Origin of the sequence: Acinetobacter sp. YH12112 (assembly GCF_013418945.1) — a bacterium.
Classification (GTDB): domain Bacteria; phylum Pseudomonadota; class Gammaproteobacteria; order Pseudomonadales; family Moraxellaceae; genus Acinetobacter; species Acinetobacter indicus.
The window spans coordinates 53,137-75,525 of record NZ_VPBA01000012.1 but is presented as its reverse complement, the minus strand read 5'-3'; the positions used below and the strand labels follow the sequence as shown (position 1 = coordinate 75,525).

Here is a 22,389-nt window from a genome sequence, read left to right as displayed (position 1 = left end):
TTGCTTATCTTTCTTCAGGACTTATTTTCAAGCCGTTTAAGTAAAAGTAACAAATTGAAAACTGGGCTGCATTTATTTCAGTACTAGAAATTTGAGTCCTTGAGATAGAAAATTAACATCTTGGAATTGATTTATTTAATAAGATAGTAAAAATCAAATATTTATATTTGAGTTGTGAAATATTGCCCCGATTTTTGCTCTGATTGTAGTCATTTATCTCTCTGTGGTAGTTTTAATAAAACCTGAAATTTAATTACAAACTTGTACTTTTTTTAAGCAGGAAACTTGGCTTAATTTAACCAATACAGGAATTTACCCCAAAAAAATTCCGAAAAAATGATTACAAAAATAGAAGATTATGCATAATGTTTTTATCTACAGTTGAAAAGGTTAAATTTATGGATCCGTCGCCGGGCCCAGGTCTACATTTCGAATTACACGCTAACCCTATCGGAGAGATGAACTAATGGAGTTTTTATTAGATCCGGGAATTTGGGTTGGTTTAATAACACTTATTATTTTAGAAATTGTTCTAGGTATTGATAACCTAGTCTTTATTGCCATTCTGGCAGAAAAATTACCTCCTGAGCAGCGTGATAAAGCCCGTGTGATTGGCTTGTCTTTGGCCTTGCTCATGCGTTTGGGGTTATTATTCGCAATCTCTTGGTTAGTCACCTTGACTCAACCGCTTATTTCGATATTTGATTTAACATTCTCAGGGCGGGATCTGATTCTCCTGTTCGGTGGTTTGTTCTTGGTCTATAAGGCCGTGACCGAATTGCACGAGAAGATGGAAGGCAAGCCGGAAGTTAAAGTGACCACCAATGTGGTTTATGCCAGCTTCACCGCAGTGGTTGCCCAGATCGTAATCCTGGATGCCGTATTCTCTTTAGACTCTGTCATTACCGCAATTGGTATGGTCGACAACATCTATGTGATGATGGCTGCCATGATTGTAGCGATGGCGGTGATGTTACTGGCGTCTAAACCGTTAACGGCCTTTGTTAACCGTCATCCAACCGTGGTAATCCTGTGTTTAAGCTTCCTGCTGTTGATTGGTATCAGCCTGATTGCAGAAGGTTTTGGTTTCCACATTCCGAAAGGTTATATCTATTCAGGTATTGGTGTAGCCATTGCCATTGAAGCCTTTAACCAGTTTGGGCAGCGTAATGCGGCAAAACATGAAGCGAAAATTCCGCTGCGTCACCGTACTGCAGATTCGATTCTGAAGTTAATGGGCGGCCGTATTGAAACTACGGACATGCATTCAAGCGAAGCACAAGAAACCTTTGCGCATGAAGAGCGTTATATGATTGGCGGCGTATTAACGCTGGCAGAACGTTCGGTTGCGTCGATTATGACGCCGCGTAACCAGATTTCCTGGGTGAACATTGAAGATACACAAGAACAGATTCGTGAGCAGGTATTGTCGGTACCGCACAGTTTATTCCCGGTGTGTCGTGGTAGCCTCGACAAAGTTATCAGTATTGTTCGTGCCAAAGAGCTACTGGATGTGCTGGATGATGAAGAAGCCTTTAAGGCGCTGGTGAAACGTCACCGTCCAATTTACATTTTTGAAAAAATGAAAGTCATTGATGCGATCAATACTTTGCGTACTTCAAAAGGTTCATTGGTATTGGTGAGTGACGAGTTTGGTAATGTGCAAGGTCTGATTTCGCCGCTGGATGTGTTTGAAGCGATTGCCGGTGAGTTCCCGGATGCCGATGAACAGCCAGATTTAATCCGTGTTAACGAGACCACCTGGAAAGCGACCGGTATGCTGGACGTTTATCAGCTTGAGCTGGAACTGGGTATGCTGGATCTGGTGGAAGAAGATGCAGGCTATATTAGTGTTGCCGGCTTAATCTTGGATAAAACCCAGGGCGATGTACAAGTCGGTACGCATCTGGACTATCAGGGCGTACACTTTGAAGTCACCGAGCTGGAAGGTAACCGCATTAAAACCGTGATGATTACCTACGCTTAATTGCCAAAAGTTGGTAAATCAAAAAAGCCTCACTGATGTGGGGCTTTTTCTGTTCTGGTGTTTATTTAAAGCTCATCTTTTTTCAAGAGAGTTGCAGTTTTAGATACGTAACTCGGCCGCAATCACCGGCCACAGGTTCTGGTGAGAGCGTTTAAACATCAGCATATGACCAATTGTTTTATGACCATACTGCTGTGGTTTTAGTTCAATCATCCGGGTAGGAGCATTGGGATAAAGGCGCAGTAAATCTTTGACGTTGGCTTCAGTGGCAATTTCGTCATCGGAACTCCAGAGTACGCTCATCGGGCTACGGATGTCAGCATGAAAATCTTCAAATACACTTTTACCAATAGCATTGATCACATAACCGGGTTTGCCGCAAAACTCTGCCCATTGCCGGGCCACATTTTTCGGTAAATTTTCACCCATACCAATAGCCTGGGTCGGGCCATATCCATGGGTGATACGAGCAATTGGGAAAATGACCTGAAACATCAGCGGCGCCAGTAATTTGGTGCGTCCCTTAAGACCTTTGACATGACCAGTCGAACCCGATACCGCTACAACTTTGGCTACCTTGGCATGGTTGGGACAAATTCCCAGCAGCTGGCCGCCAGCACTATGTCCCAATAAAATCACCTGTTCGGCCTGGCTCAGTTGCAATAGATGCTCGATACCGGCTGCAATATCCAGTTGTCCCCAATCGACAATACTGGCTTGCGAGTGCTTTAATTTCCCTTGTAAAGAGCCGCCAATACCGCGAAAATCAAAACTGAGCACGTCATAACCTTGCTGGCTTAACCACTCGGCAAAAGGATGATAAAACCCTTGAGTAATACCGGTGGCGGGACAAATTAGAACTGGGTAAGGCTGCTTTTCAGCCTGATGGGTATAGAAGCGGCCACTCAGCTGATAGCCATCTGCGCAGGTGATATGGACGGGATCAAACGAAGTCATAGGATGAACATTAAAAAAAGTGAATGACTCTAATGTAAAGGAGTTTGCTGTGAATGCGGTTGCAATCTCTGACTTCGGGGTCATGTGGACAGGCAATTCAAATAAGGACAAAACGAAATGAATGCAATGGATCTTGATGTTGCGGTGAAAGGGGCGATTCTGGCCAGCGGTATATTTTTATGGGTGGGCATGCTGACTGGGGTGTGGAAATATTGGCAGATTCGGCATTCACCGCAGGCGCGTGCTCATTATTATGTCGATATTGCGCATCGTAGCAGTTTGCTCTATGCGCCGGCCAGTCTGATTCTGGCGGCTATGGCTTATTTTTCGGTGTGGTCAACAGAGCTGAATTTATTGCTGGTGGCAATTAACCTGTTTTTCTTTGCTTTTTCAATCTTGAGCTATGCGCTGCATGGTTATTTAAAGGACACCACCAATCAGTTTAAAACTCCGCATCAGTTGGGCAAATGGCATCTGCCAAAAAGTTTAATGAGTCTGGCGATGTTACTGCTGGTACTGGGTGAAGTGCTGGCCACCTTGCTACTGGTGGTGGGTGCGGGATTATATTTATGGGCTTAAGGGTGTGTTGCCAAGCAGTATAAAAAGCTATTTTTCTGATTCTGAGCAGATGGATGAAGGCTCATCCATCTGGGTCGGTTAAAAATTAAGAGTTGTGCTGATCGATGGGAGCCGGCTGTCGATATTTTTCATCGACCACAGCCCAAATATAGAAGGCGATACAGACGATTAGTGCGTAGATAAAGTATGCCGGTTTCAGGTTACCCTGAATCAATCCTTGAAAGACCAGCGTCAGCAGCAGTGCAAAGGTGGTGCTGAGGAAAGTTACTAAATTGTTATTTGCCTTCAGAGCGTTAATGAAGACTTGCTTATTGAAATGTAATGATAACATCTCCATCCCTCCTGTATTTTGATCAAAAACAGACTATTTTGATCGGATTAGTTTGTTTAGTTGTACTGCGAATTGCAGTGTATTTCAAGCGCCTATCGCAATATTTTGAAAGAACATAGTGTGTATAAATAAATGCTCAAATTCAGTTCATTTATTTACGGAATATTAGGGCATCACTGTAAAGAAGTGAGTAAAGATGTAGCATTATTTATGCCAGCTTAACAATAGGGCAGCTATTAGGCTTTGGTAGAAGGTATGCAAAAAGAGGGTAAAGAGCAGCATTGCGCTGAATTGAAGGGTTTCAGAGAATGAGGAGAAGCGAAAGTGGATGAGCTTACTTCAATTGACCTGGAAGTTAAGCAAGATTGAGCTAAACCAGACTGAAAGAAAGTGACACAATAAGAGTCAGTTTGGGTAAAACTTGACCATTATTGAGCAACTTAAAATCGGGTTTGGGTAAAACCAGACTTTAACGACTCGGGTTAAGGCTTAGTGTTTAACCTTGTCGATCACAATACAAATCAGCAGGACAATGGTAGATGGAATCAGCCAGGCCAGGTTTTGCGCGCTTAACGGTAAGTTCAGTAAAGCTTCTGGTAAAAAGCCATCTAACCCCGCCACTTTTAAGCCATCAATCACGCCAAAGAATAAGGCTACTGCGGTGACCGGACGAATTACACGCGCTGGAGAATGGAAGTTTTTCCAGAAAAAGCCCAGTAAGATCACTACAATCGCAGGCGGATAAATCGCACTTAATACCGGCACTGAGAGTGCAATCAGTTTGGTCAGACCGAGGTTGGAAATCACCAGCGAGAAACCGACTAATACAAATACCCAAGTACGATACCTAATGCGGGTAATTTGCGAGAAGTATTCTGCACAGGCACAGGTCAGGCCAATCGCGGTTACCATACAGGCAATGAAAATCATGGCACTTAAGAATAGTGAACCTAAGTCACCAAAAGCATGTTGCACATAGGCATGCAGGATCACTGCGCCATTGGCTGCATTCGGTGCTACTTCATGACTGCCCAAGCCCAGTTTGAACAGGCTTAAATACACCAGGGTTAAACCGATACCAGAGATCAGTCCGGCAATCATGGCGTATTTGGTCATCAGCTTTTTATCGCTGACCCCACGCGAACGTATGGCATTAATAATCACAATACCAAATACCAAGGCACCCAGGGTATCCATGGTTAAATAACCATTGACGAAACCTTCAGAGACTGGACTGTTGATATAGTTATTAATGGCTGGCGGAATATGACCCGCGGGAATGAACGTTGCTGCAAAACCCAGAATAATTAACGATAAAATTTTCAGGGGCGACAGGAAATAACCCACCGTATCCAGAATCTTGTTGGGATACAGCGCAACAATAGTCACCACAATAAAGTAGATCAGACTGTAAATCAGCAAGCTGCTCGGAGCTGCACCAAAATAAGAAGAGAAACCAATTTCATAAGAAACGGTTGCGGTACGGGGAATGGCAAATAAAGGGCCTACCGCTAAATAACACACCACGGTCAAAATCAGACTGGCTGCTTTGCCCAGTGGCGAACTTAAAAGCTGGATCGAACCTTCTACACGAGACAGGGCAATAATGGTCAACACCGGCAAGCCCACGGCTGTAATTAAAAAGCCGAAAGCTGCTAACCAAACGTGTTCACCTGCCTGCTGTGCAACAATAGGCGGAAAGATAATATTGCCGGCACCGATAAATAGTGCAAAGGTCATTAAACCTAAGGCAATAATATCCCGTGTACGTAAACTCGTCATAAGGGAGATAGATCGGTTAAACAAAAGAAAGCGATTCTAGAACATGGCAACTGCTTTGGCTAATTTATTTTATAAATCTTATGAATTATTTTTATATCTTGGCGTGGGAAATTGATTGGGTTGTCAAAAATCAGTGAAACTATATCGTTGATTTAATTTTTAAAAGATGAAAACTGTTAAATATCAAAAGATAAATTTGAAAAAACAGTCAATAAATATAAAGGTTTTTAATTGTTGAATATTTAAGCAGTAGTGGGTTTGTGGCAGATGGAACCGCTTGTGATCAAACAAAAGTCACTGAAAAGGACTATACTAAGCAAATGTTTCATAGGGGATTTTAAGCATGAGAGCGTCTGCCGTATCGATTAAAACCGAGCAGGATTTAGAAAAATTACGTGTTTCAGGTCGTTTGGCTGCTCAGGTTTTGGCGATGATCGGGGAGCATATCAAGCCGGGTGTAACCACTGAATATCTAGATGACCTGTGCCATGACTATATTGTCAATACCTTGCAGGTGATTCCGGCCAATGTCGGCTATTGTGGTTATACCAAAACCACCTGTATTTCACCGAATGAAGTGGTTTGTCATGGTATTCCATCTGCATCGGTTGTGCTCCAAGATGGTGATATTATCAATATTGATGTCGCGGTAATTAAAGACGGCTACTACGGCGATACCAGTCGCATGTATTACGTTGGCACGATCAAGCCAGAAGCGAAAAGACTGGTGGAAACCACCTATGCGGCAATGGTCGCAGGGATTCATGCGGTGAAACCGGGTGCGACTTTAGGCGATGTTGGTCATGCAATTCAAACTGTCGCGCAGCAGGCCGGCTATAAAGTGGTGCGTGAATATTGCGGGCATGGTATTGGTAAAATTTATCATGAACAGCCAAGTGTACTGCACTATGGCCAGCCGGGTCAGGGGCTACAACTCAAGCCAGGTATGGTGTTCACGATTGAACCGATGGTTAATGCCGGCGGCTCCAGAGTCAAAGAGCTCAATGATGGCTGGACCGTCGTGACCACCGATAAATCACTTTCTGCACAGTGGGAACATATGATTGCCGTGACTGAAACCGGCTTTGAAGTGCTGTCGCCGTGGCCGGAAGGTACTGGAGAATACCCAGAAATCTAGCTATAAAACGGCTTATTTATACTTTAAAAGTATTAAGTGATATAAATTATCTATTTGTTAATGCTGTCTTTTGTACATATTATGTATTTATAGATTCTTGCTGTAGTTTCTAGTTTTTATAGCTTATCCATCCCTGGATAAGCTTTTTTTTGCCTGAAATTTGATGGTTGGCTTTAACGCTGTGACAGTTTTTCCACTAGAAAATCAATAAACACCCGTACCGCCGGTAACAGACCACGGCGGGATGGATACACGGCATGAAAAACCCCGTGCGGCGCACGCCAGTTTGGTAACACGCGTACCAGTTCGCCTGACTGAATATAGGGTTCCACAATATTGTCCGGGAGCAGGGCAATCCCACAGTCCTGACGGGCCAGTTGTGCCTGTAGCATCAGATCCGAACCCATTACGGTCGGGTTGACTTTAATTTTCTTCTGCCGCTGATGTTCATCATAGACCACAATATGCTGATCGACATGATCATCAGCCATACTGAGAATATGATGCTTGGCCAGATCTTCCGGCTGTTTCAGGTCGCCGTGCTGGTTTAAATAGGCCTGACTGGCAAAGAGATGCTGTTCAATGGTTTCAAAGGTACGAATCACCAGATTCGGATCATCATCCAGATTGCTGCGTACACGCAAGGCCAGATCAATCCCTTCATTAATCAGATCAACCCGGCGGTTACTGACCAGAAGCTGGACTTTAATTTCCGGATAGGTCTTTAAAAATTCCGGCAGAATTCTGGACATTTCATTCTGGGCAATGGAGACCGGCAGGCTAACTTTAATCAGGCCGCGCGGCTGAATACTCAGATGATCAACCAGATCATGCGCTGCCTGTGCTGCATTGGCCATCACCTGTGCATGTCGATACACGTTCATGCCAATATCGGTTACGGCAAAATGGCGGGAATTGCGCTGAATCAGGCGCACGCCCAAACGTTCTTCCAGATTGTGCACACGGCGGCTCAGTTTGGATTTGGGGATATCGGTTGCACGTTCTGCGGCGCTAAAACCGCCATGCTCAACCACCTGGGCAAAGCAGTAAAAATCATCGAGGTCCGAAAGCATGTGTAGTTATTCCATTTATGCAACGATAAGCAGATTAAATTATGATTGTTCTGGGCTGTCAATTTGATTTGTGCGGTTTTTGCAGCGTCTCTTTTCGCCTTTGTGATGCGTGGCGAGCTTAAGTTATGGCTACAAATCCTTTACACTAAGGATAAAGTCCATGAGATGATCAATACATGTCTTATCAACTGATTCAACAGCCCGATGCCGATGCCAACGTGATTTGTCCTTGCTGCCAGCAGGCGATTATTGACTGGTCACAAGAGCAGTATATTCAGCCCTGTGAGCATACGCTGTTTGTGGCGCTGGATTTGGGTTTTGAATATATTGCCGATGTATTTGAAGCAACCATGGCGCGTAGTGTCGATGAAATTCACGCACATGATGATCAGCTCAATATGTTTCAGGAACTGACCACAGCCAGCTTTCCGCATTATCTGATCATTCGCACCGATTTGGGCGTGCAGGATTTATCGCGTTATATCGGCATTGCTGTGCCGGAATCCAATTAAAAAAATAAGCTCCATAAGGAGCTTATTTTTTATCATAAAGATCAGGCTGGTTTAGCCTTCAATTTCTTCCTCGACATCATCATCAGCACTGTCCATGCCCAGTTCTTTCAGCTTGCGGGTCAGGGTATTACGTCCCCAGCCCAGCAGTTCAGCGGCATGGCGTTTGCGGCCACGGGTCTGTTGCAGCGCGGCATTAATCAGGGTGCGTTCAAACATCGGTGTGGCGATGTCCAGAATTTTCATTTCGCCGTTTTTCAGTTTCTGTACCGCCCATTGACCCAGCAGCTCATCCCAGTGATGGATCGAGACGCGGTCTAAATGCAGATTGGCCGGTACATCGCTTGATTTTTCAATTGGAATCTGTTTCAGTTCCGAAGGTAAATCTTCCGGATAGACTTCACGGCCGGTAATCATGACGGTTAACCAGCGGCAGGTGTTTTCCAGTTGACGAACGTTGCCTTGCCAAGGCAATTGCTGCATATATTCTTGGGTTTCCGGACGCAAGATTTTCGGGCTCACACCTAGCTCTTTACCGGCACGCGCCAGGAAGTGCTGCGCCAGCATTGGAATATCTTCACTACGATGCGCCAGTTTTGGAATATGAATCCGGATCACGTTCAGACGGTGATACAAGTCTTCACGGAAACGGCCTTCGTGTACCAGCTTTTCCAGATCTTGGTGCGTTGCAGCAACAATACGCACATCTACCTTCACCGGAATATGGCCACCAACACGGTAGAATTCACCATCGGCTAAAACACGTAATAAACGGGTCTGGGTTTCAAATGGCATATCGCCAATTTCATCCAGGAACAAGGTGCCGCCATTGGCCTGTTCAAAACGGCCCTGGCGCTGGGTGTTGGCACCGGTAAATGCACCTTTTTCATGACCAAATAATTCGGTTTCAATCAGGTCTTTCGGAATGGCGGCCATGTTGAGCGCAATAAACGGCTTGCTGCTACGCGGTGAATGGCGATGCAGGGCATGCGCCACCAGTTCTTTACCGGTCCCCGATTCACCATTAATCAACACGGTAATATGCGATTGCGATAAGCGGCCAATGGCACGGAATACTTCCTGCATTGCTGGTGATTCACCAATAATTTCAGTCGATTGAATGGGCTGTGCAGTTTTGGCTGATTCCTGTTGCTGTAATTTGGTGATATGCAAAATGGCACGATTCACCAGCGCCAGCGCTTCATCAATATCAAACGGTTTTGGCAGATATTCAAAGGCGCCGGTCTGATAGCTCGACACTGCAGATTCCAGATCTGAATGTGCGGTCATAATAATCACTGGTAAATCCGGATAGCTGGCTTTGACTTTACCGAGGAAGGTCAGGCCATCAATACCCGGCATACGGATATCGGTCAGAATTACATCCGGTGCATCGACACCCAGTTGCTCCAGGGCAGATTGGGCTTCTTCAAAACTGGTGACGTCAAAACCTTCTTCCTTGAAGGTTTTTTCCAGTACCCAGCGCATGGCACGATCATCATCAATTACCCAAATTTTATTTCGCGACATGGTTAGACTCCCAAGGTATATATAAGCTAAATATTGTTTTTCCTGGAACAGATTGGCACTCAATCATTCCGTTGTGTTGATGCATAATATTCTGTGCGATGCTCAGGCCCAGTCCGGTGCCTTTGGCGCGCGCCGTAACCAGCGGATAGAACACCGATTCAATAATTTCTTCCGGCACACCGGGGCCGTTGTCTTCAATATCAATCCGTACCACCGAGCGATGAATCACGCCATTAATGGTGACCAGGCGCTGAATACGGGTTCTTAAAATCAGTTCGGGCTGATGTTCTGCAAAGAATTCCTTGTTTTCCATCATGGCCTGTACCGCATTGACGCTAATATTCAGCATGACCTGAATCAGCTGGTCACGATCCGCCATGACTTCCGGCAACGACAGGTCATAATCTCGAATGATTTTGACTTTTTTCTTGGTCTGGTTGGCAATTAGCGAGCGCACGCGTTCCAATGGTTCATGAATATTGACCAGTTCATAGCTTGGTAACTGACGTGAACCGAGCATGGTATCGGCCAGATTTCTGAGCCGATCGACTTCATTAATAATAATGTCGGTAAACTCTGCATATTGAGAGTCATTCAGACTGCGCGCCAGTAGCTGGGTTGCACCGCGAATCCCGGCCAGCGGGTTTTTAATTTCATGCGCCACGCCGCGCACCAGTTGCCGCGCCACCTGATGCTGTTGAATCAGATTTTCTTCTTTGGAAATTTTCAGCATCCGGTCAATCGGATTCAGTTCAATCAGCAATAAAGGATGATAGCTTTTGCCGGCATTCAGCTGCGAAGCGGTGTAATCGACATGAATGTCTTTAAAGTTGACATTAATGGTAGCTTCACGGCGGGTATAAGGCTGTCCGGTGCTTAAGGTATTTTGTAGCGCTTCGTAGGTATTAAATTCATCGGTCGGGAGATGCAGTAAATTCATTACCGGCTGTCCGGCAGCACGCAATAAACTGATATCAAACAGCGCCTCACAAGAGGAATTGAGGTAAAAAATATTCAGGTTGCTGTCAACCAGTAAAATGGCAGTGGTCAAATTGTCCACTAAAAGGCGATAGTCGATAGCCGGGCTTTGATCCATTAGCGGTGGCATCCTGTATTAAAATAGCGCAATGGCATCTTCATAAAGCAATAGGTTTCTGAATTAAGAACGTTAATGATGCAAATTAAGCAAAATGCACGCCAACTTTGTTCAAATTCCTGTAAATCAAGCCAATTTATGAGAAAAATGCGCTGAAATGGACGGGTTGATTCAGGTATAGCGGATAACGCCAGTGCTGTAAACCAAAAGTGAATCAAAATGGTGCAATATTGTGTATAAGCCGGCTTTAGTGGTTGTATTTTGGTGCATTATGCAAAGAGTGGGCTATTTCTCTATTTTTATGGCCAGAAAAGTCATACAATACGCGCATTCTAGTGGAGCGCAGATTCATGAAGTCCCCCAAAGTCGGTTTTGTTTCTTTAGGTTGTCCTAAGGCATTGGTAGATTCTGAACGAATTTTAACTCAGTTAAAGACTGAAGGTTATGATGTCGCATCGGATTATGACGGTGCTGATTTAGTCGTGGTTAACACCTGTGGTTTTATTGAATCTGCAGTACAAGAGTCTTTAGACGCTATTGGCGAAGCCATGAATGCCAATGGTCGCGTCATTGTGACTGGCTGTTTAGGTAAAGACGAAGACAAGATTCGTCAAATGCATCCGAATGTCTTAAAAGTGACTGGTGCAGCAGCCTATGAAGAAGTTATGGATGCCGTGCATCAGTATGTGCCGGAGCCACCAAAGCACAATCCGTTTATTGATCTGGTGCCAGAACAGGGGATCCGTTTAACCCCGAAACATTATGCTTACCTGAAAATATCAGAAGGCTGTAACCACCGTTGTACTTTTTGTATCATCCCGAGCATGCGTGGTGATTTAGTTTCCCGTCCGGTCGGTTCTGTTCTGGAAGAAGCCGCAGCGCTGAAACGTGCTGGTGTAAAAGAAGTTCTGGTCATTTCTCAAGATACTTCAGCTTATGGTGTGGATACCAAATACAAGCTAGATTTCTGGAACGGCCAGCCGGTTAAAACCAAATTCTATGACATGTGTGAAGCCCTGGGCCAGCTGGGTATCTGGGTCCGTTTGCATTATGTCTATCCTTATCCGCACGTCGATGCTGTGATTGACCTGATGGCGCAAGGTAAAATCTTGCCGTATCTGGATATTCCATTCCAGCATGCCAGTCCGAAAATCCTGAAACTGATGAAACGTCCGGCGCACAGTGAAAATACACTAGAGCGCTTAAATGTATGGCGTGAAAAATGTCCGGATCTGGTGATTCGTTCCACCTTCGTGGTTGGCTTCCCGGGTGAAACTGAAGAAGACTTCCAGATGTTGCTGGACTGGTTGAAAGAAGCGCAGCTGGATCGTGTCGGTTGCTTCACTTATTCACCGGTTGAAGGTGCAACCGCGAATGATCTGCCAGACCATGTGCCGGAAGAAATCAAGCAGGAACGTTATGAACGTTTCATGCAGGTGCAGCAGGAAATTTCAGCCGCAAAACTGCAAAAACGTATTGGTCAGACCATGACTGTGCTGGTGGATGATCTGGAAGAAGAATTCCCGGTTGCCGTTGCGCGTTCTTATGCAGATGCACCTGAAATTGATGGTAACGTGTTTGTTGAAGATATCGACAAGTCAAAAATTAAAGCAGGCGATTTGCTTGAAGTCGAAATTACCGATGCAGATGAATACGATTTATTTGCCAAGCTGATTGCGATCAAATCTGCTTAAGTACTGATATACAGAAAAAATTTAAATTAAATACTTTGGAGTTTGATGATGTTGGATTCTAAAAAGCCACGTTATGAACGTATTTTGCTGAAGCTTTCAGGCGAGGCACTGGCGGGTAACAAGGATATGGGGATTGATGCCCAAATCCTTGATCAGATGTCTTTGGCAATTGCGCACCTAGTCGGTCTGGGTGTGCAAGTGGGTATCGTGGTTGGTGGCGGTAACCTGTACCGTGGCAGCCAGTTACAAAAAGACGGTCTGGTCGGTCGTGTGACTGGTGACCAGATGGGTATGCTGGCGACTGTGATGAACGGTCTGGCCATGCGTGATGCTTTAGTACGCCGTAACATTAAAACACGTCTGCTTTCAGCACTGCCAATTGGTACCGTTGTAGAATCTTATTCAAGCCGTGATGCAATTCGCCACTTAACTCAAGGTGAAGTGTGCGTATTCGTTGCCGGTACAGGTAACCCGTTCTTTACCACAGATACGGCAGCCTGCTTGCGTGGTATTGAAATTGAAGCCAATCTGATTCTGAAAGCCACCAAGGTAGATGGCGTTTATAACAAAGATCCTAGCAAATACGAAGATGCGGTGAAATATGACACCCTGACGTTCGATCAGGTGTTAGATGAAAAGCTCGGCGTGATGGATTTAACCGCAATCTGCTTATGCCGTGACCACAATGTACCGTTACAGGTATTCGATATGAATAAAGCCGGTGCTTTACTTTCAGTGGTTATGGGTGAAAAAGAAGGAACTCACGTTACGAACTAATGTACGTGGGCCTGAAAGCTCTTTATACTACACGCTATTTTAGTAATTACATCTTTAAGAATTAAGTAAGGAAGATCATATGATTAACGATCTTAAAAAAGACAGCGAACAGCGTATGCAAAAGACTTTGGAGTCTTTGGAGCAAGGTTTTGCCAAAGTTCGTACCGGCCGTGCCCATCCATCAATCTTAAACGGTGTGATGGTTCCTTACTATGGCTCAGATGTGCCGTTAAACCAGGTGGCGAACGTGGGTGTTGAAGATTCACGTACTCTAATCGTACAGCCATTTGAACGTACCATGGTGTCTGCAATTGACAAGGCGATTCGTGAGTCTGACCTCGGTCTGAACCCGATTACCGCTGATTCGATTCGTGTGCCGCTACCAGCTTTAACCGAAGAAACCCGTAAAGACATGCAGAAAGTTGCGCGTTCTGAAGCGGAAAATGCCAAAGTGGCGATTCGTAACATCCGTCGTGACGTCTTGGGCGATATCAAAGCATTGTTGAAAGAAAAAGAAATTTCTGAAGATGATGAACGTCGTGCAGGTGATGATATCCAGAAAATCACCGACAAATATGTTGCTGAAGTCGACAAGCGTTTGGCTGCTAAAGAAGCTGAGTTGATGAAGGTCTAATTGTCGATGACCACCTCTGAAGACTGTCAGACGCTTCCAAAACATGTTGCCATCATCATGGATGGCAACAACCGTTTTGCCAAGAAAAATCAATTGCAAAAAGGCGACGGTCACCGTGAAGGTAAAAATATTCTAGATCCGATTGTTGACTATTGTCGCAGCAAACACATTCAGGCACTCACCGTTTTTGCATTTTCAAGTGAAAACTGGAATCGTCCGCAATATGAAGTTGATTTACTCATGCAATTGCTGGAAGACACGATTCATGAGCAAATGCCGCGCATGGAAAAATACCAGATTGCCTTGCGTTTTATTGGCGATCGCAGCCGTTTATCCCCACATCTTCGTGACTTGATGTTGCATGCTGAACAAAGGACTGCTAAGTTCAGTAGCATGACTTTAACCATTGCCATCAGTTATGGTGGCATGTGGGATATGGCAGAAGCAGCCAAACAGATTGCGGCTGATGTGCTGGCCAATAAAGTCGCGCTGGAGCAGATTGATAGCACGCTGTTCGGTCAATATGTGTGCCTGGGCGATTTACCGCCTGTGGACCTGTTGATCCGTACGGGTGGTGATTATCGGCTGTCCAATTTCTTGCTTTGGCAGGCCGCGTATGCCGAACTGTACTTTACTCCGACCTTGTGGCCAGAGTTTAGTGTGGAAGAGCTGGATGATGCGTTTCATGTGTTTGCAGGACGCGAACGTCGCTTTGGAAAAACTTCAGAGCAAATCCAACAAGAGAAACTTGAGAATTAATACATGTTAGAGCGGATAATTACCGCATTGGTATTGGTCGCTGTGGTGCTGAGCTGTATGTTTGCAACTCAGTCCCATTATCCAATGTTTGTGCTGATGATTTTTGCAGCAGGGGTTGCGGGCTATGAGTGGTTCAAACTCATGCCAAGAACAACAAAATATGTCATCAAGCCCATGGCTTGGGGTTATGGTCTGGTGACCGCCGCTCTTTCCGCGCTTGCTTTATATTTTAGTGATATTACGTTATTGCTGTGGTCAGCCTCGATTTTAACCTGGCTGCTCAGCCTGTATTGGGTGAAATCCTATCCTGAATATGATGGCTGGTACAATCCAAGCCTGAACTTTATTGGCTTTGTGCTCATTTCTGCCGCCGTGACTGCCATTTATGTGGTCTGGACCCATTCACCGTGGTGGCTGATGTATCTGTTCCTGCTGGTTTGGGGTGCAGATTCTGGCGCTTATTTTGTCGGACGCAAGTTTGGTAAAAAGAAACTGGCACCACATGTCAGTCCAAACAAATCGGTGGAAGGTTTATATGGTGGCGTGTTTACCGCCATCCTGATTGTGCTGTTTGTAGAAATTGTCTATCTGGACTTAAGCCTGACCCAACATATTTTATTCCTGATTCTGTCCATGATAACCGTGTTTAGTTCGGTACTGGGCGATCTGTTTGAATCCATGATCAAACGCCGTGCCGGAATTAAAGACTCTGGTCGTATTCTGCCAGGACATGGTGGAGTGCTGGACCGCATTGACTCCTTGCTCGCAGCGGCTCCAATCTTTGCTGCAAGCATGTATGTACTGAAACTTATTGGCGTAGATTTATAGATGTTACAAGCTGTTTGTATATTGGGTGTTACAGGTTCAATTGGTCAAAGCACCTTAAAAATACTGCAACAACATCCTGAAAAATATTCGGTATATGCCGTAACGGCTCACAGTCGTATTGCTGAGCTGGTTGAAATATGCAAACAGTTTCATCCCAAAGTGGCCGTGGTACCTGCTGCACAGGTCGATTCCTTAAGACAGCTGTTACAGCAGGCCAATCTTGCCGATATTGAAATCCTCTGTGATGAAGCTGGTTTAATAGCTGTGGCTTCACATCCTGAAGTGGATGTGGTGATGGCGGCAATTGTTGGTGCCGCAGGTTTAATGCCAACGTTGGCCGCAGTGCAGGCCGGTAAGCGCGTGCTACTGGCCAATAAAGAAGCCCTGGTGATGTCCGGTGACCTGATGATGCAGGCAGCGCGTGATCATGGCGCTTTATTATTGCCGGTCGATTCCGAACACAATGCAATTTTCCAGTGCCTGCCGCAAAACTATTTTGAGGTCGAGCGTAATGGTCAACCAAAACTGGGTGTGCAGCAGATTCTGCTGACCGCATCGGGTGGGCCATTTTTAAATCATAGTCTGGAACAGTTACACAGTGTGACCCCGGCGCAAGCCTGTAAACATCCCAATTGGTCTATGGGTCAAAAAATTTCCGTCGATTCCGCCACCCTGATGAACAAGGGTCTGGAGCTGATTGAAGCCTGCCATTTGTTCGCAGTAAAAGAACAATTTGTTACAGTGGTGGTGCATCCACAGAGTATTATTCACTCCATGGTTCAATATGTCGATGGAACAACTTTGGCGCAAATGGGTAATCCGGATATGTGTACGCCAATTGCGCATGCGTTGGCCTGGCCGGAACGTCTGCAGACGCATGTTCCGCCGCTGGATTTATTTATCCATTCACAGCTGAATTTTCAGGCACCGGACACCACGCGTTTCCCGGCCTTAAAGCTGGCACGTCAGGCCATGCAGGCAGGTGGTATTGCACCGACCTTGCTAAATGCGGCCAATGAAATTGCAGTGGCATCTTTCTTGCAAAACCAGCTTGGGTTTACCCAGATTCCAGAAATTGTTGAACAGACCCTGAATCATCTGGCCAATCGCGCCGCAGATTCAATTGAAACCATTCTTCAGGCAGACCAGAATGCCCGTGCTTTTGCACAGCAGTGTGTGATTCAGACAGGAAGCTAAGACATGAGTGCCTTATTTATTATTGTTGCGGCCATTCTTTTGTTGGGGCCGTTAATTGCAATTCATGAATTTGGGCACTACTTTGTTGCACGCAAACTGGGGGTCAAAGTCCTGGTTTATTCTATTGGTTTTGGCCCGACAGTGCTGAAATGGACCTCGAAGAAATCAGGTATTCAGTATCAGCTCTCGGCTTTGCCTTTGGGCGGCTATGTCAAAATGCTGGATGAACGTGAGGGCAATGTGGCAGAAAAAGATCTGCCTTTTGCTTTTAACCGTCAGCATCCGTGGAAACGGATCGCGATTGTCGCGGCAGGTCCTTTAATTAATCTGGTTTTTGCGATTGTACTGTTCTGGATTCTGTTTTTACCGTCTCAGGAACAGCTGAATACCCGTGTTGGGAAAGTCTTGCCACAAACGCCTGCGGCTGAAGTGAATATGCAGCCGGGTGACCGGATTACCGCAGTCGATGGTACCCAGGTTAGCACCTGGGAAAAACTGAATTTTGCTTTGGTCGATCGTGCCGGTGAAACAGGCACCATTCATATTCAGGCCAACCGTGATGGCCAGCTCCAAAACTTTCAATTACCGATTCAAGATTTCTTGAAAGATCAATCTCAGTCACCGCTTGAGGTACTGGGTTTCACGCCATATCGTCCGAATATTCCAGCGGTGGTCAGCAAACTGAGTGAAGATGGTGCGGCCATTCGTCAAGGGATGAAAGAAGGTGACCAGATTTTGGCGATTGACGGTGTTGTCATGAAAGACTGGTACGATGTGGTACAAGTGGTACAGGCATCGCCAGAGAAACTGTTGAAGATTGACGTGTTGCGTCAAGATCAGCGGGTACAGCTGGAAATTATGCCGCAGGCCAAACGCGACAATATGGGCAACACCACCGGTATGTTAGGTGTACAAAGTGACCCTGGAAAAATAACAATTCCTGAAGAATATAAACAAACCATTCAATATAGTCCTACAGAAGCCTTAATGATGGCGGTCGATAAAACCGGTCAAATCTCTTCGATGATTTTGAACTCCATCGTCAAAATGGTGCGTGGTCTGATTGGTTTAGATAACCTGTCTGGCCCGATTACCATTGCCAAGGTGGCAGGACAAAGCGCTGAAATGGGCTGGCAAACTTTTATTTCGTTTATGGCCCTAATGAGTGTAAGCTTGGGTATTCTAAATTTACTGCCAATTCCAATGCTGGATGGTGGACATTTGGTTTATTATTTTATAGAACTAATTCGTGGTAAACCTGTTTCTGAACAAATACAATTAGTTGGTTTAAAAATTGGTATGGTATTGCTCGGTAGCATGATGCTTCTGGCATTATTTAATGATTTTATGCGTTTATAACAACGTGGATAGGCAATAAATTTAACATTGGAAAAGACTGGCATGCAGCACACACATTTATTTATGCCTCTGGCACTGGTTAGTGCTATGGCAGCAGTACAACAAGTATATGCAGCAGATGAATTTATCGTAAGAGATATACAAATTGACGGACTTGTTCGTTTAACGCCAGCCAATGTTTATGGAATGATTCCTGTAAATAGTGGTGATCGTGTCAACGATGCCACCATTGCAAATGCAATTCGCAGCCTGTATGCCACAGGTTTATTCGATGATATTAAAGCTGCCCAGCAAGGCGATACCTTGGTATTTCAGGTGGTGGAACGTCCGATCATTTCGAAAGTCGAATTTAAAGGCAATAAATTAATTCCAAAAGAAGCCCTTGAAGAAGGCTTAAAGAAAATGGGTGTGGCTGAAGGTGAAGTGCTGAAAAAGTCTGCTTTGCAAACACTAGAATCGGAACTTGAACAGCAATACATGCAGCAAGGCCGTTATGATGCCGATGTCAAAGTCATTACCACAGAACGTCCGAATAACCGCGTCGATCTGACCATCGAGTTTATTGAAGGTAAAGCGGCCAAAGTTTTTGATATTAATATCATTGGCAATACCGTCTTTAAAGACAGCGAAATTAAACAGGCCTTTGCAGTCAAAGAAAGTGGCTGGGCTTCTGTGATTTCACGTAATGACCGTTATGCGCGTGAAAAAATGGCAGCAAGCTTGGAAGCTTTACGTGCGCTGTATTTAAACCGTGGTTATATCAACTTTAATATCAATAACTCCAGCCTGAACTTAAGTGAAGACAAGCAGCACATCTTCATTGAAGTGTCGATTGATGAAGGTGAGCAGTTCAAATTTGGTCAAACCAAATTCCTGGGCGATGCTTTATATGCACCAGAAGAATTAAAAGCGCTGCAAATCTATAAAGATGGTGAAACCTATTCGCAAGAAAAGGTCAATGCGGTTAAGCAGCTGCTGCTTCGCAAGTATGGTAATGCCGGTTATTACTATGCAGAAGTGAATGTGGTGCCACAAATTAATGAAGAAACCAAACAGGTTGATCTGAACTATTACATCAACCCGGGTCAGCAAGTCACAGTACGCCGCATTAACTTCAGTGGTAACACCAAAACTGCCGATGAAGTGCTACGTCGTGAAATGCGCCAGATGGAAGGTGCATTGGCCAGTAACGAAAAAATTGATCTGTCTAAAGTCCGTTTAGAACGTACTGGTTTCTTTAAAACCGTGGATATTAAACCGGTGCGTGTTCCGAATGTACCGGATCAGGTTGATCTTAACGTTGCGGTGGAAGAACAGCATTCTGGTACCAGTACCTTGGCGGTGGGTTTCTCGCAAAGTGGCGGTGTAACTTTCCAGGCCGGTTTAAGCCAGACCAACTTCTTGGGCACCGGTAATGCCGTGTCGATTGACCTGTCGCGTTCTGAAACACAAGACTACTATAACCTAAGCGTAACCGATCCGTACTTTACCATTGATGGTGTACGTCGCGGTTATAATATGTACTACCGTAAAACCAAACTGGATGATGACTATAACGTTAACAACTATGTGACCGACAGTTTTGGTGGCGGAATTAACTTTGGTTATCCAATTGATGAAAACCAGAGCATTAGTGCGGGCTTAAATATTGATAATACTGAAGTGACAACTGGTCCTTATGTATCGACTTATGTGGCAGATTATTTAGAAAGCCATGGTGGTCGAGAAACACAAAGAGGCGATCATTGTCCAGCAAATATCAATGCAGATGGGGAGTGTGTGGATGAAAAAGGAACTCTAGTTAAAACCATCCCATATGGTCGAGAGTTTAAGGGTGACTTCCTGACTTATAACCTAAATTTAGGTTGGTCATATAATACCCTTAACCGTCCGATTTTCCCAACAACGGGGATGTCGCATCGGGTGAATGCAGAAATTGCCTTACCAGGCAGTGATGTGGAATATCAAAAAGTTACCTATGATGCGCAGGCCTATTATCCGCTGGGTAAAGATTTTGTGCTGCGTGGTTATGGTAAGGTGGGTTATGGTAATGACTTACCATTCTATAAGAACTTCTATGCCGGTGGTTATGGTTCGGTACGTGGTTATGACAACAGTACCTTAGGACCAAAATATCCAGGTGTTTATTTCTCTGATATTGGAAAGACTGATCCATCTCCAGAAGAAGTGGGTGGTAATGCTTTAGTACAGTTTGGTACTGAACTGGCTTTGCCGGTACCATTTAAAGGGGACTGGGCACGTCAGGTTCGTCCGGTGATTTTTGCTGAAGGTGCACAAGTATTCGATACTCAATGTAATGTTTCTAATAACGATATTTTCGTAAATGGGGATTCAGTAAGTAGTAAACAGTACTGTGAAGATAACTTTGGCTTTGACTTTGGCAATATGCGTTATAGCGTCGGTGTAGGCTTTACCTGGATTACCATGATTGGCCCATTGTCCTTAAGTTATGCATATCCGCTGAATGAAAAACCAGGTGATGAAACCAAGAATATCCAGTTTGAAATTGGCCGTACGTTCTAAGTACGGTCTGTTCATGGATGCTTGAAATAGGGATAGATCAAGATGAAGAAGATACAACTGGCGGTTTTAGGTTTCACACTGTCCTGTGCCGCAGCGGCACAGGCGGCAGGTTATGGTGTGGTCAGCTTAGAGCGTGTGGTTGAAAGCAGCAGCTATTTAAAACAGCAAAATAGTGCATTGCAACAATCGCTTAAACCTCAAACCACTAAACTTGAACAGCTGGGTAAAGAGCTGGAAACGTTACAGCAACGTGCTCAGCAGTCAGCAAATTTATCTGAAGCCGATAAACAGAAATTATCGGCGCAGTATCAGGCCAAGTTAAAAGAATTTAATACTTTACAGCAAGGTTTGCAGACCAAAGTGCAGGCTGATCTGCAAAAAATGAATGACAATTTTGAGCAGCGTATCAAGCAGGCAGCAGAACAATTGCGTAAAGAAAATAATTTAGATGTGGTTTTGAACAAAAACTCAGCACTTGCCTATGACCCTAAGTATGATTTAACTGATAAAATGATTCAAAAGGTTAATGCAATCAAGTAATCAATGAGTTATCAACATTATCGCTTAGAAGAACTTGCTCGTCTGGTCCAGGGCGAGCTGGTCGGTCAGGCCGATTTAGGTCTCCAGGGTTTAGCGAGCCTGGAGCTTGCTGAACCGCAGCATATTGCTTTTGTCAACGCCGACAAGTATGTGGAGCAGGCAAAAGTATCTAAAGCGGGTGCTTTAATTGTCACGCCCGAGTTACAGCAGCAGCTTGATACGCATCAGAACTTTATTGTGGTGGCAAATCCGTATTTGGCGTTTGCAATTTTAACCCATGTCTTTGAGCGTAAGCACACCCAAACGGGTATTGAAAGTACCGCACAAATTCATCCCTCAGCGATCATTTCTGAAAGTGCTTATATTGGCCATTATGTGGTGGTGGGTGAGAATTGTGTGGTGGGTGATAAAACCATTATCCAGTCACACAGCAAAATTGATGATTTTGTTGAAATTGGTAAAGAATGTTTTATTGATTCGCATGTCACCATTACCGGCGAAGCCAAAATTGCTGATCGGGTCCGCATACATGCCAATACCGTGATCGGGAGTGAAGGCTTTGGTTTTGCTCCGTATCAGGGCAAATGGCACCGTATTGCACAGTTAGGTTCAGTACAGATTGGTAATGATGTACGAATTGGTTCGAATTGTAGTATTGACCGTGGTGCGCTGGATGACACCATTTTGGAACATGGTGTCATAATTGATAACCTTGTGCAAATCGCCCATAACGTGAAAGTAGGGGCCAATACTGCGATCGCTGCAAAATGCGGTATTGCCGGCAGTACTATCATTGGCAAAAACTGTATTCTGGCAGGCGCATGTGGAGTCTCTGGTCATCTTTCTATTGCTGACAACGTGACTTTAACCGGAATGTCAATGGTCACAAAGAGTATTTCTGAACCAGGAACCTATTCTTCGGGCACCGGTGCATTACCAAATGCGCAATGGAAACGCGCGGTGATTCGCTTTAGACAATTAGCAGATGTGCCATTGACCCAATTGCAGAAAAGACTCGATCATATGCAGACTCAAATTGAGTCCCTTGAATCAACTTTAAAATTGCGTAAATAAT

General features: G+C 44.8%; 20 protein-coding genes. 14 read left to right on the top strand and 6 right to left on the bottom strand.

Annotated features, from left to right (window positions below):
• The first annotated feature begins 466 nt into the window (after positions 1 to 466).
• The gene (locus tag FTU50_RS06490) at positions 467 to 1,987 is read left to right on the top strand and encodes a transporter associated domain-containing protein (protein WP_180045890.1); all 1,521 of its coding nucleotides are present in this window, start codon (positions 467 to 469) and stop codon (positions 1,985 to 1,987) included.
• Between the two features lie 99 nt (positions 1,988 to 2,086).
• On the opposite strand, the gene FTU50_RS06485 is transcribed toward FTU50_RS06490, so the two are convergent.
• A complete protein-coding gene (locus FTU50_RS06485; protein WP_180054408.1) occupies positions 2,087 to 2,944 on the bottom strand; it encodes an alpha/beta fold hydrolase in 858 nt (285 codons plus the stop codon).
• A gap of 117 nt (positions 2,945 to 3,061) precedes the next feature.
• Between FTU50_RS06485 and FTU50_RS06480 the strand changes: the two genes are divergently transcribed.
• A complete protein-coding gene (locus FTU50_RS06480) occupies positions 3,062 to 3,523 on the top strand; it encodes a hypothetical protein (RefSeq protein WP_005177567.1) in 462 nt (153 codons plus the stop codon).
• 85 nt (positions 3,524 to 3,608) lie between these two features.
• Here the strand turns inward: FTU50_RS06480 and FTU50_RS06475 are convergent, their stop codons facing one another.
• Positions 3,609 to 3,854 carry a hypothetical protein gene (locus FTU50_RS06475; RefSeq protein WP_016658209.1) on the bottom strand — a complete coding sequence of 82 codons (246 nt, stop codon included), beginning with the start codon at positions 3,852 to 3,854 and terminating at the stop codon, positions 3,609 to 3,611.
• 489 nt (positions 3,855 to 4,343) lie between these two features.
• Positions 4,344 to 5,636 (bottom strand): branched-chain amino acid transport system II carrier protein, encoded by a 1,293-nt coding sequence (gene brnQ, locus FTU50_RS06470; protein ID WP_180054406.1) that lies wholly within the window; start codon positions 5,634 to 5,636, stop codon positions 4,344 to 4,346.
• A 343-nt stretch (positions 5,637 to 5,979) separates the two neighbouring features.
• Between brnQ and map the strand changes: the two genes are divergently transcribed.
• Positions 5,980 to 6,774, top strand: a complete 795-nt coding sequence (map, locus tag FTU50_RS06465; RefSeq protein WP_016658207.1) for a type I methionyl aminopeptidase — start codon at positions 5,980 to 5,982, stop codon at positions 6,772 to 6,774.
• Between the two features lie 173 nt (positions 6,775 to 6,947).
• Here map and FTU50_RS06460 read toward each other — a convergent pair whose 3' ends face one another.
• Positions 6,948 to 7,847 carry a LysR family transcriptional regulator gene (locus FTU50_RS06460; RefSeq protein WP_016658206.1) on the bottom strand — a complete coding sequence of 300 codons (900 nt, stop codon included), beginning with the start codon at positions 7,845 to 7,847 and terminating at the stop codon, positions 6,948 to 6,950.
• A 176-nt stretch (positions 7,848 to 8,023) separates the two neighbouring features.
• Between FTU50_RS06460 and FTU50_RS06455 the strand changes: the two genes are divergently transcribed.
• A complete protein-coding gene (locus tag FTU50_RS06455) occupies positions 8,024 to 8,359 on the top strand; it encodes a hypothetical protein (protein ID WP_005177579.1) in 336 nt (111 codons plus the stop codon).
• 51 nt (positions 8,360 to 8,410) lie between these two features.
• On the opposite strand, the gene glnG is transcribed toward FTU50_RS06455, so the two are convergent.
• Both glnG and glnL read right to left on the bottom strand, forming a co-directional pair.
• Positions 8,411 to 9,886, bottom strand: coding sequence for a nitrogen regulation protein NR(I) (gene glnG / locus FTU50_RS06450; protein WP_180054404.1), 1,476 nt, complete (start codon positions 9,884 to 9,886; stop codon positions 8,411 to 8,413).
• On the bottom strand, positions 9,873 to 10,982 hold the full coding sequence (gene glnL, locus FTU50_RS06445; RefSeq protein WP_016658204.1) for a nitrogen regulation protein NR(II): 1,110 nt from the start codon (positions 10,980 to 10,982) through the stop codon (positions 9,873 to 9,875). The genes glnG and glnL overlap by 14 nt, the downstream gene beginning before the upstream one ends.
• A 350-nt stretch (positions 10,983 to 11,332) precedes the next feature.
• Here glnL and rimO point away from each other — a divergent pair, with 350 nt between their 5' ends.
• From rimO to lpxD, 10 genes are all read left to right on the top strand, one after another.
• A complete protein-coding gene (gene rimO / locus FTU50_RS06440) occupies positions 11,333 to 12,676 on the top strand; it encodes a 30S ribosomal protein S12 methylthiotransferase RimO (RefSeq protein ID WP_005177586.1) in 1,344 nt (447 codons plus the stop codon).
• A 48-nt stretch (positions 12,677 to 12,724) separates the two neighbouring features.
• A complete protein-coding gene (gene pyrH / locus FTU50_RS06435) occupies positions 12,725 to 13,453 on the top strand; it encodes a UMP kinase (protein WP_005177594.1) in 729 nt (242 codons plus the stop codon).
• 79 nt (positions 13,454 to 13,532) lie between these two features.
• A complete protein-coding gene (gene frr, locus FTU50_RS06430; protein WP_005177597.1) occupies positions 13,533 to 14,087 on the top strand; it encodes a ribosome recycling factor in 555 nt (184 codons plus the stop codon).
• Between the two features lie 6 nt (positions 14,088 to 14,093).
• Complete coding sequence (gene uppS / locus FTU50_RS06425) at positions 14,094 to 14,846, top strand: polyprenyl diphosphate synthase (protein ID WP_005177599.1); 753 nt, start codon at positions 14,094 to 14,096, stop codon at positions 14,844 to 14,846.
• A gap of 3 nt (positions 14,847 to 14,849) precedes the next feature.
• Complete coding sequence (locus tag FTU50_RS06420) at positions 14,850 to 15,674, top strand: phosphatidate cytidylyltransferase (RefSeq protein ID WP_180054402.1); 825 nt, start codon at positions 14,850 to 14,852, stop codon at positions 15,672 to 15,674.
• Positions 15,675 to 16,871: a 1-deoxy-D-xylulose-5-phosphate reductoisomerase gene (ispC, locus tag FTU50_RS06415; protein WP_005177604.1), complete on the top strand. Its 1,197-nt coding sequence runs from the start codon at positions 15,675 to 15,677 to the stop codon at positions 16,869 to 16,871.
• Positions 16,872 to 16,874: 3 nt separating this feature from the next.
• On the top strand, positions 16,875 to 18,230 hold the full coding sequence (rseP, locus tag FTU50_RS06410) for an RIP metalloprotease RseP (RefSeq protein WP_163141956.1): 1,356 nt from the start codon (positions 16,875 to 16,877) through the stop codon (positions 18,228 to 18,230).
• A 42-nt stretch (positions 18,231 to 18,272) separates the two neighbouring features.
• A complete protein-coding gene (gene bamA / locus FTU50_RS06405; protein ID WP_180054400.1) occupies positions 18,273 to 20,774 on the top strand; it encodes an outer membrane protein assembly factor BamA in 2,502 nt (833 codons plus the stop codon).
• 42 nt (positions 20,775 to 20,816) lie between these two features.
• Entirely contained in the window at positions 20,817 to 21,314 is a 498-nt protein-coding gene (locus FTU50_RS06400; RefSeq protein WP_180045882.1) for an OmpH family outer membrane protein, read from the top strand.
• A gap of 3 nt (positions 21,315 to 21,317) precedes the next feature.
• Positions 21,318 to 22,388, top strand: coding sequence for a UDP-3-O-(3-hydroxymyristoyl)glucosamine N-acyltransferase (gene lpxD / locus FTU50_RS06395; RefSeq protein ID WP_104509726.1), 1,071 nt, complete (start codon positions 21,318 to 21,320; stop codon positions 22,386 to 22,388).
• Position 22,389: the final 1 nt, after the last annotated feature.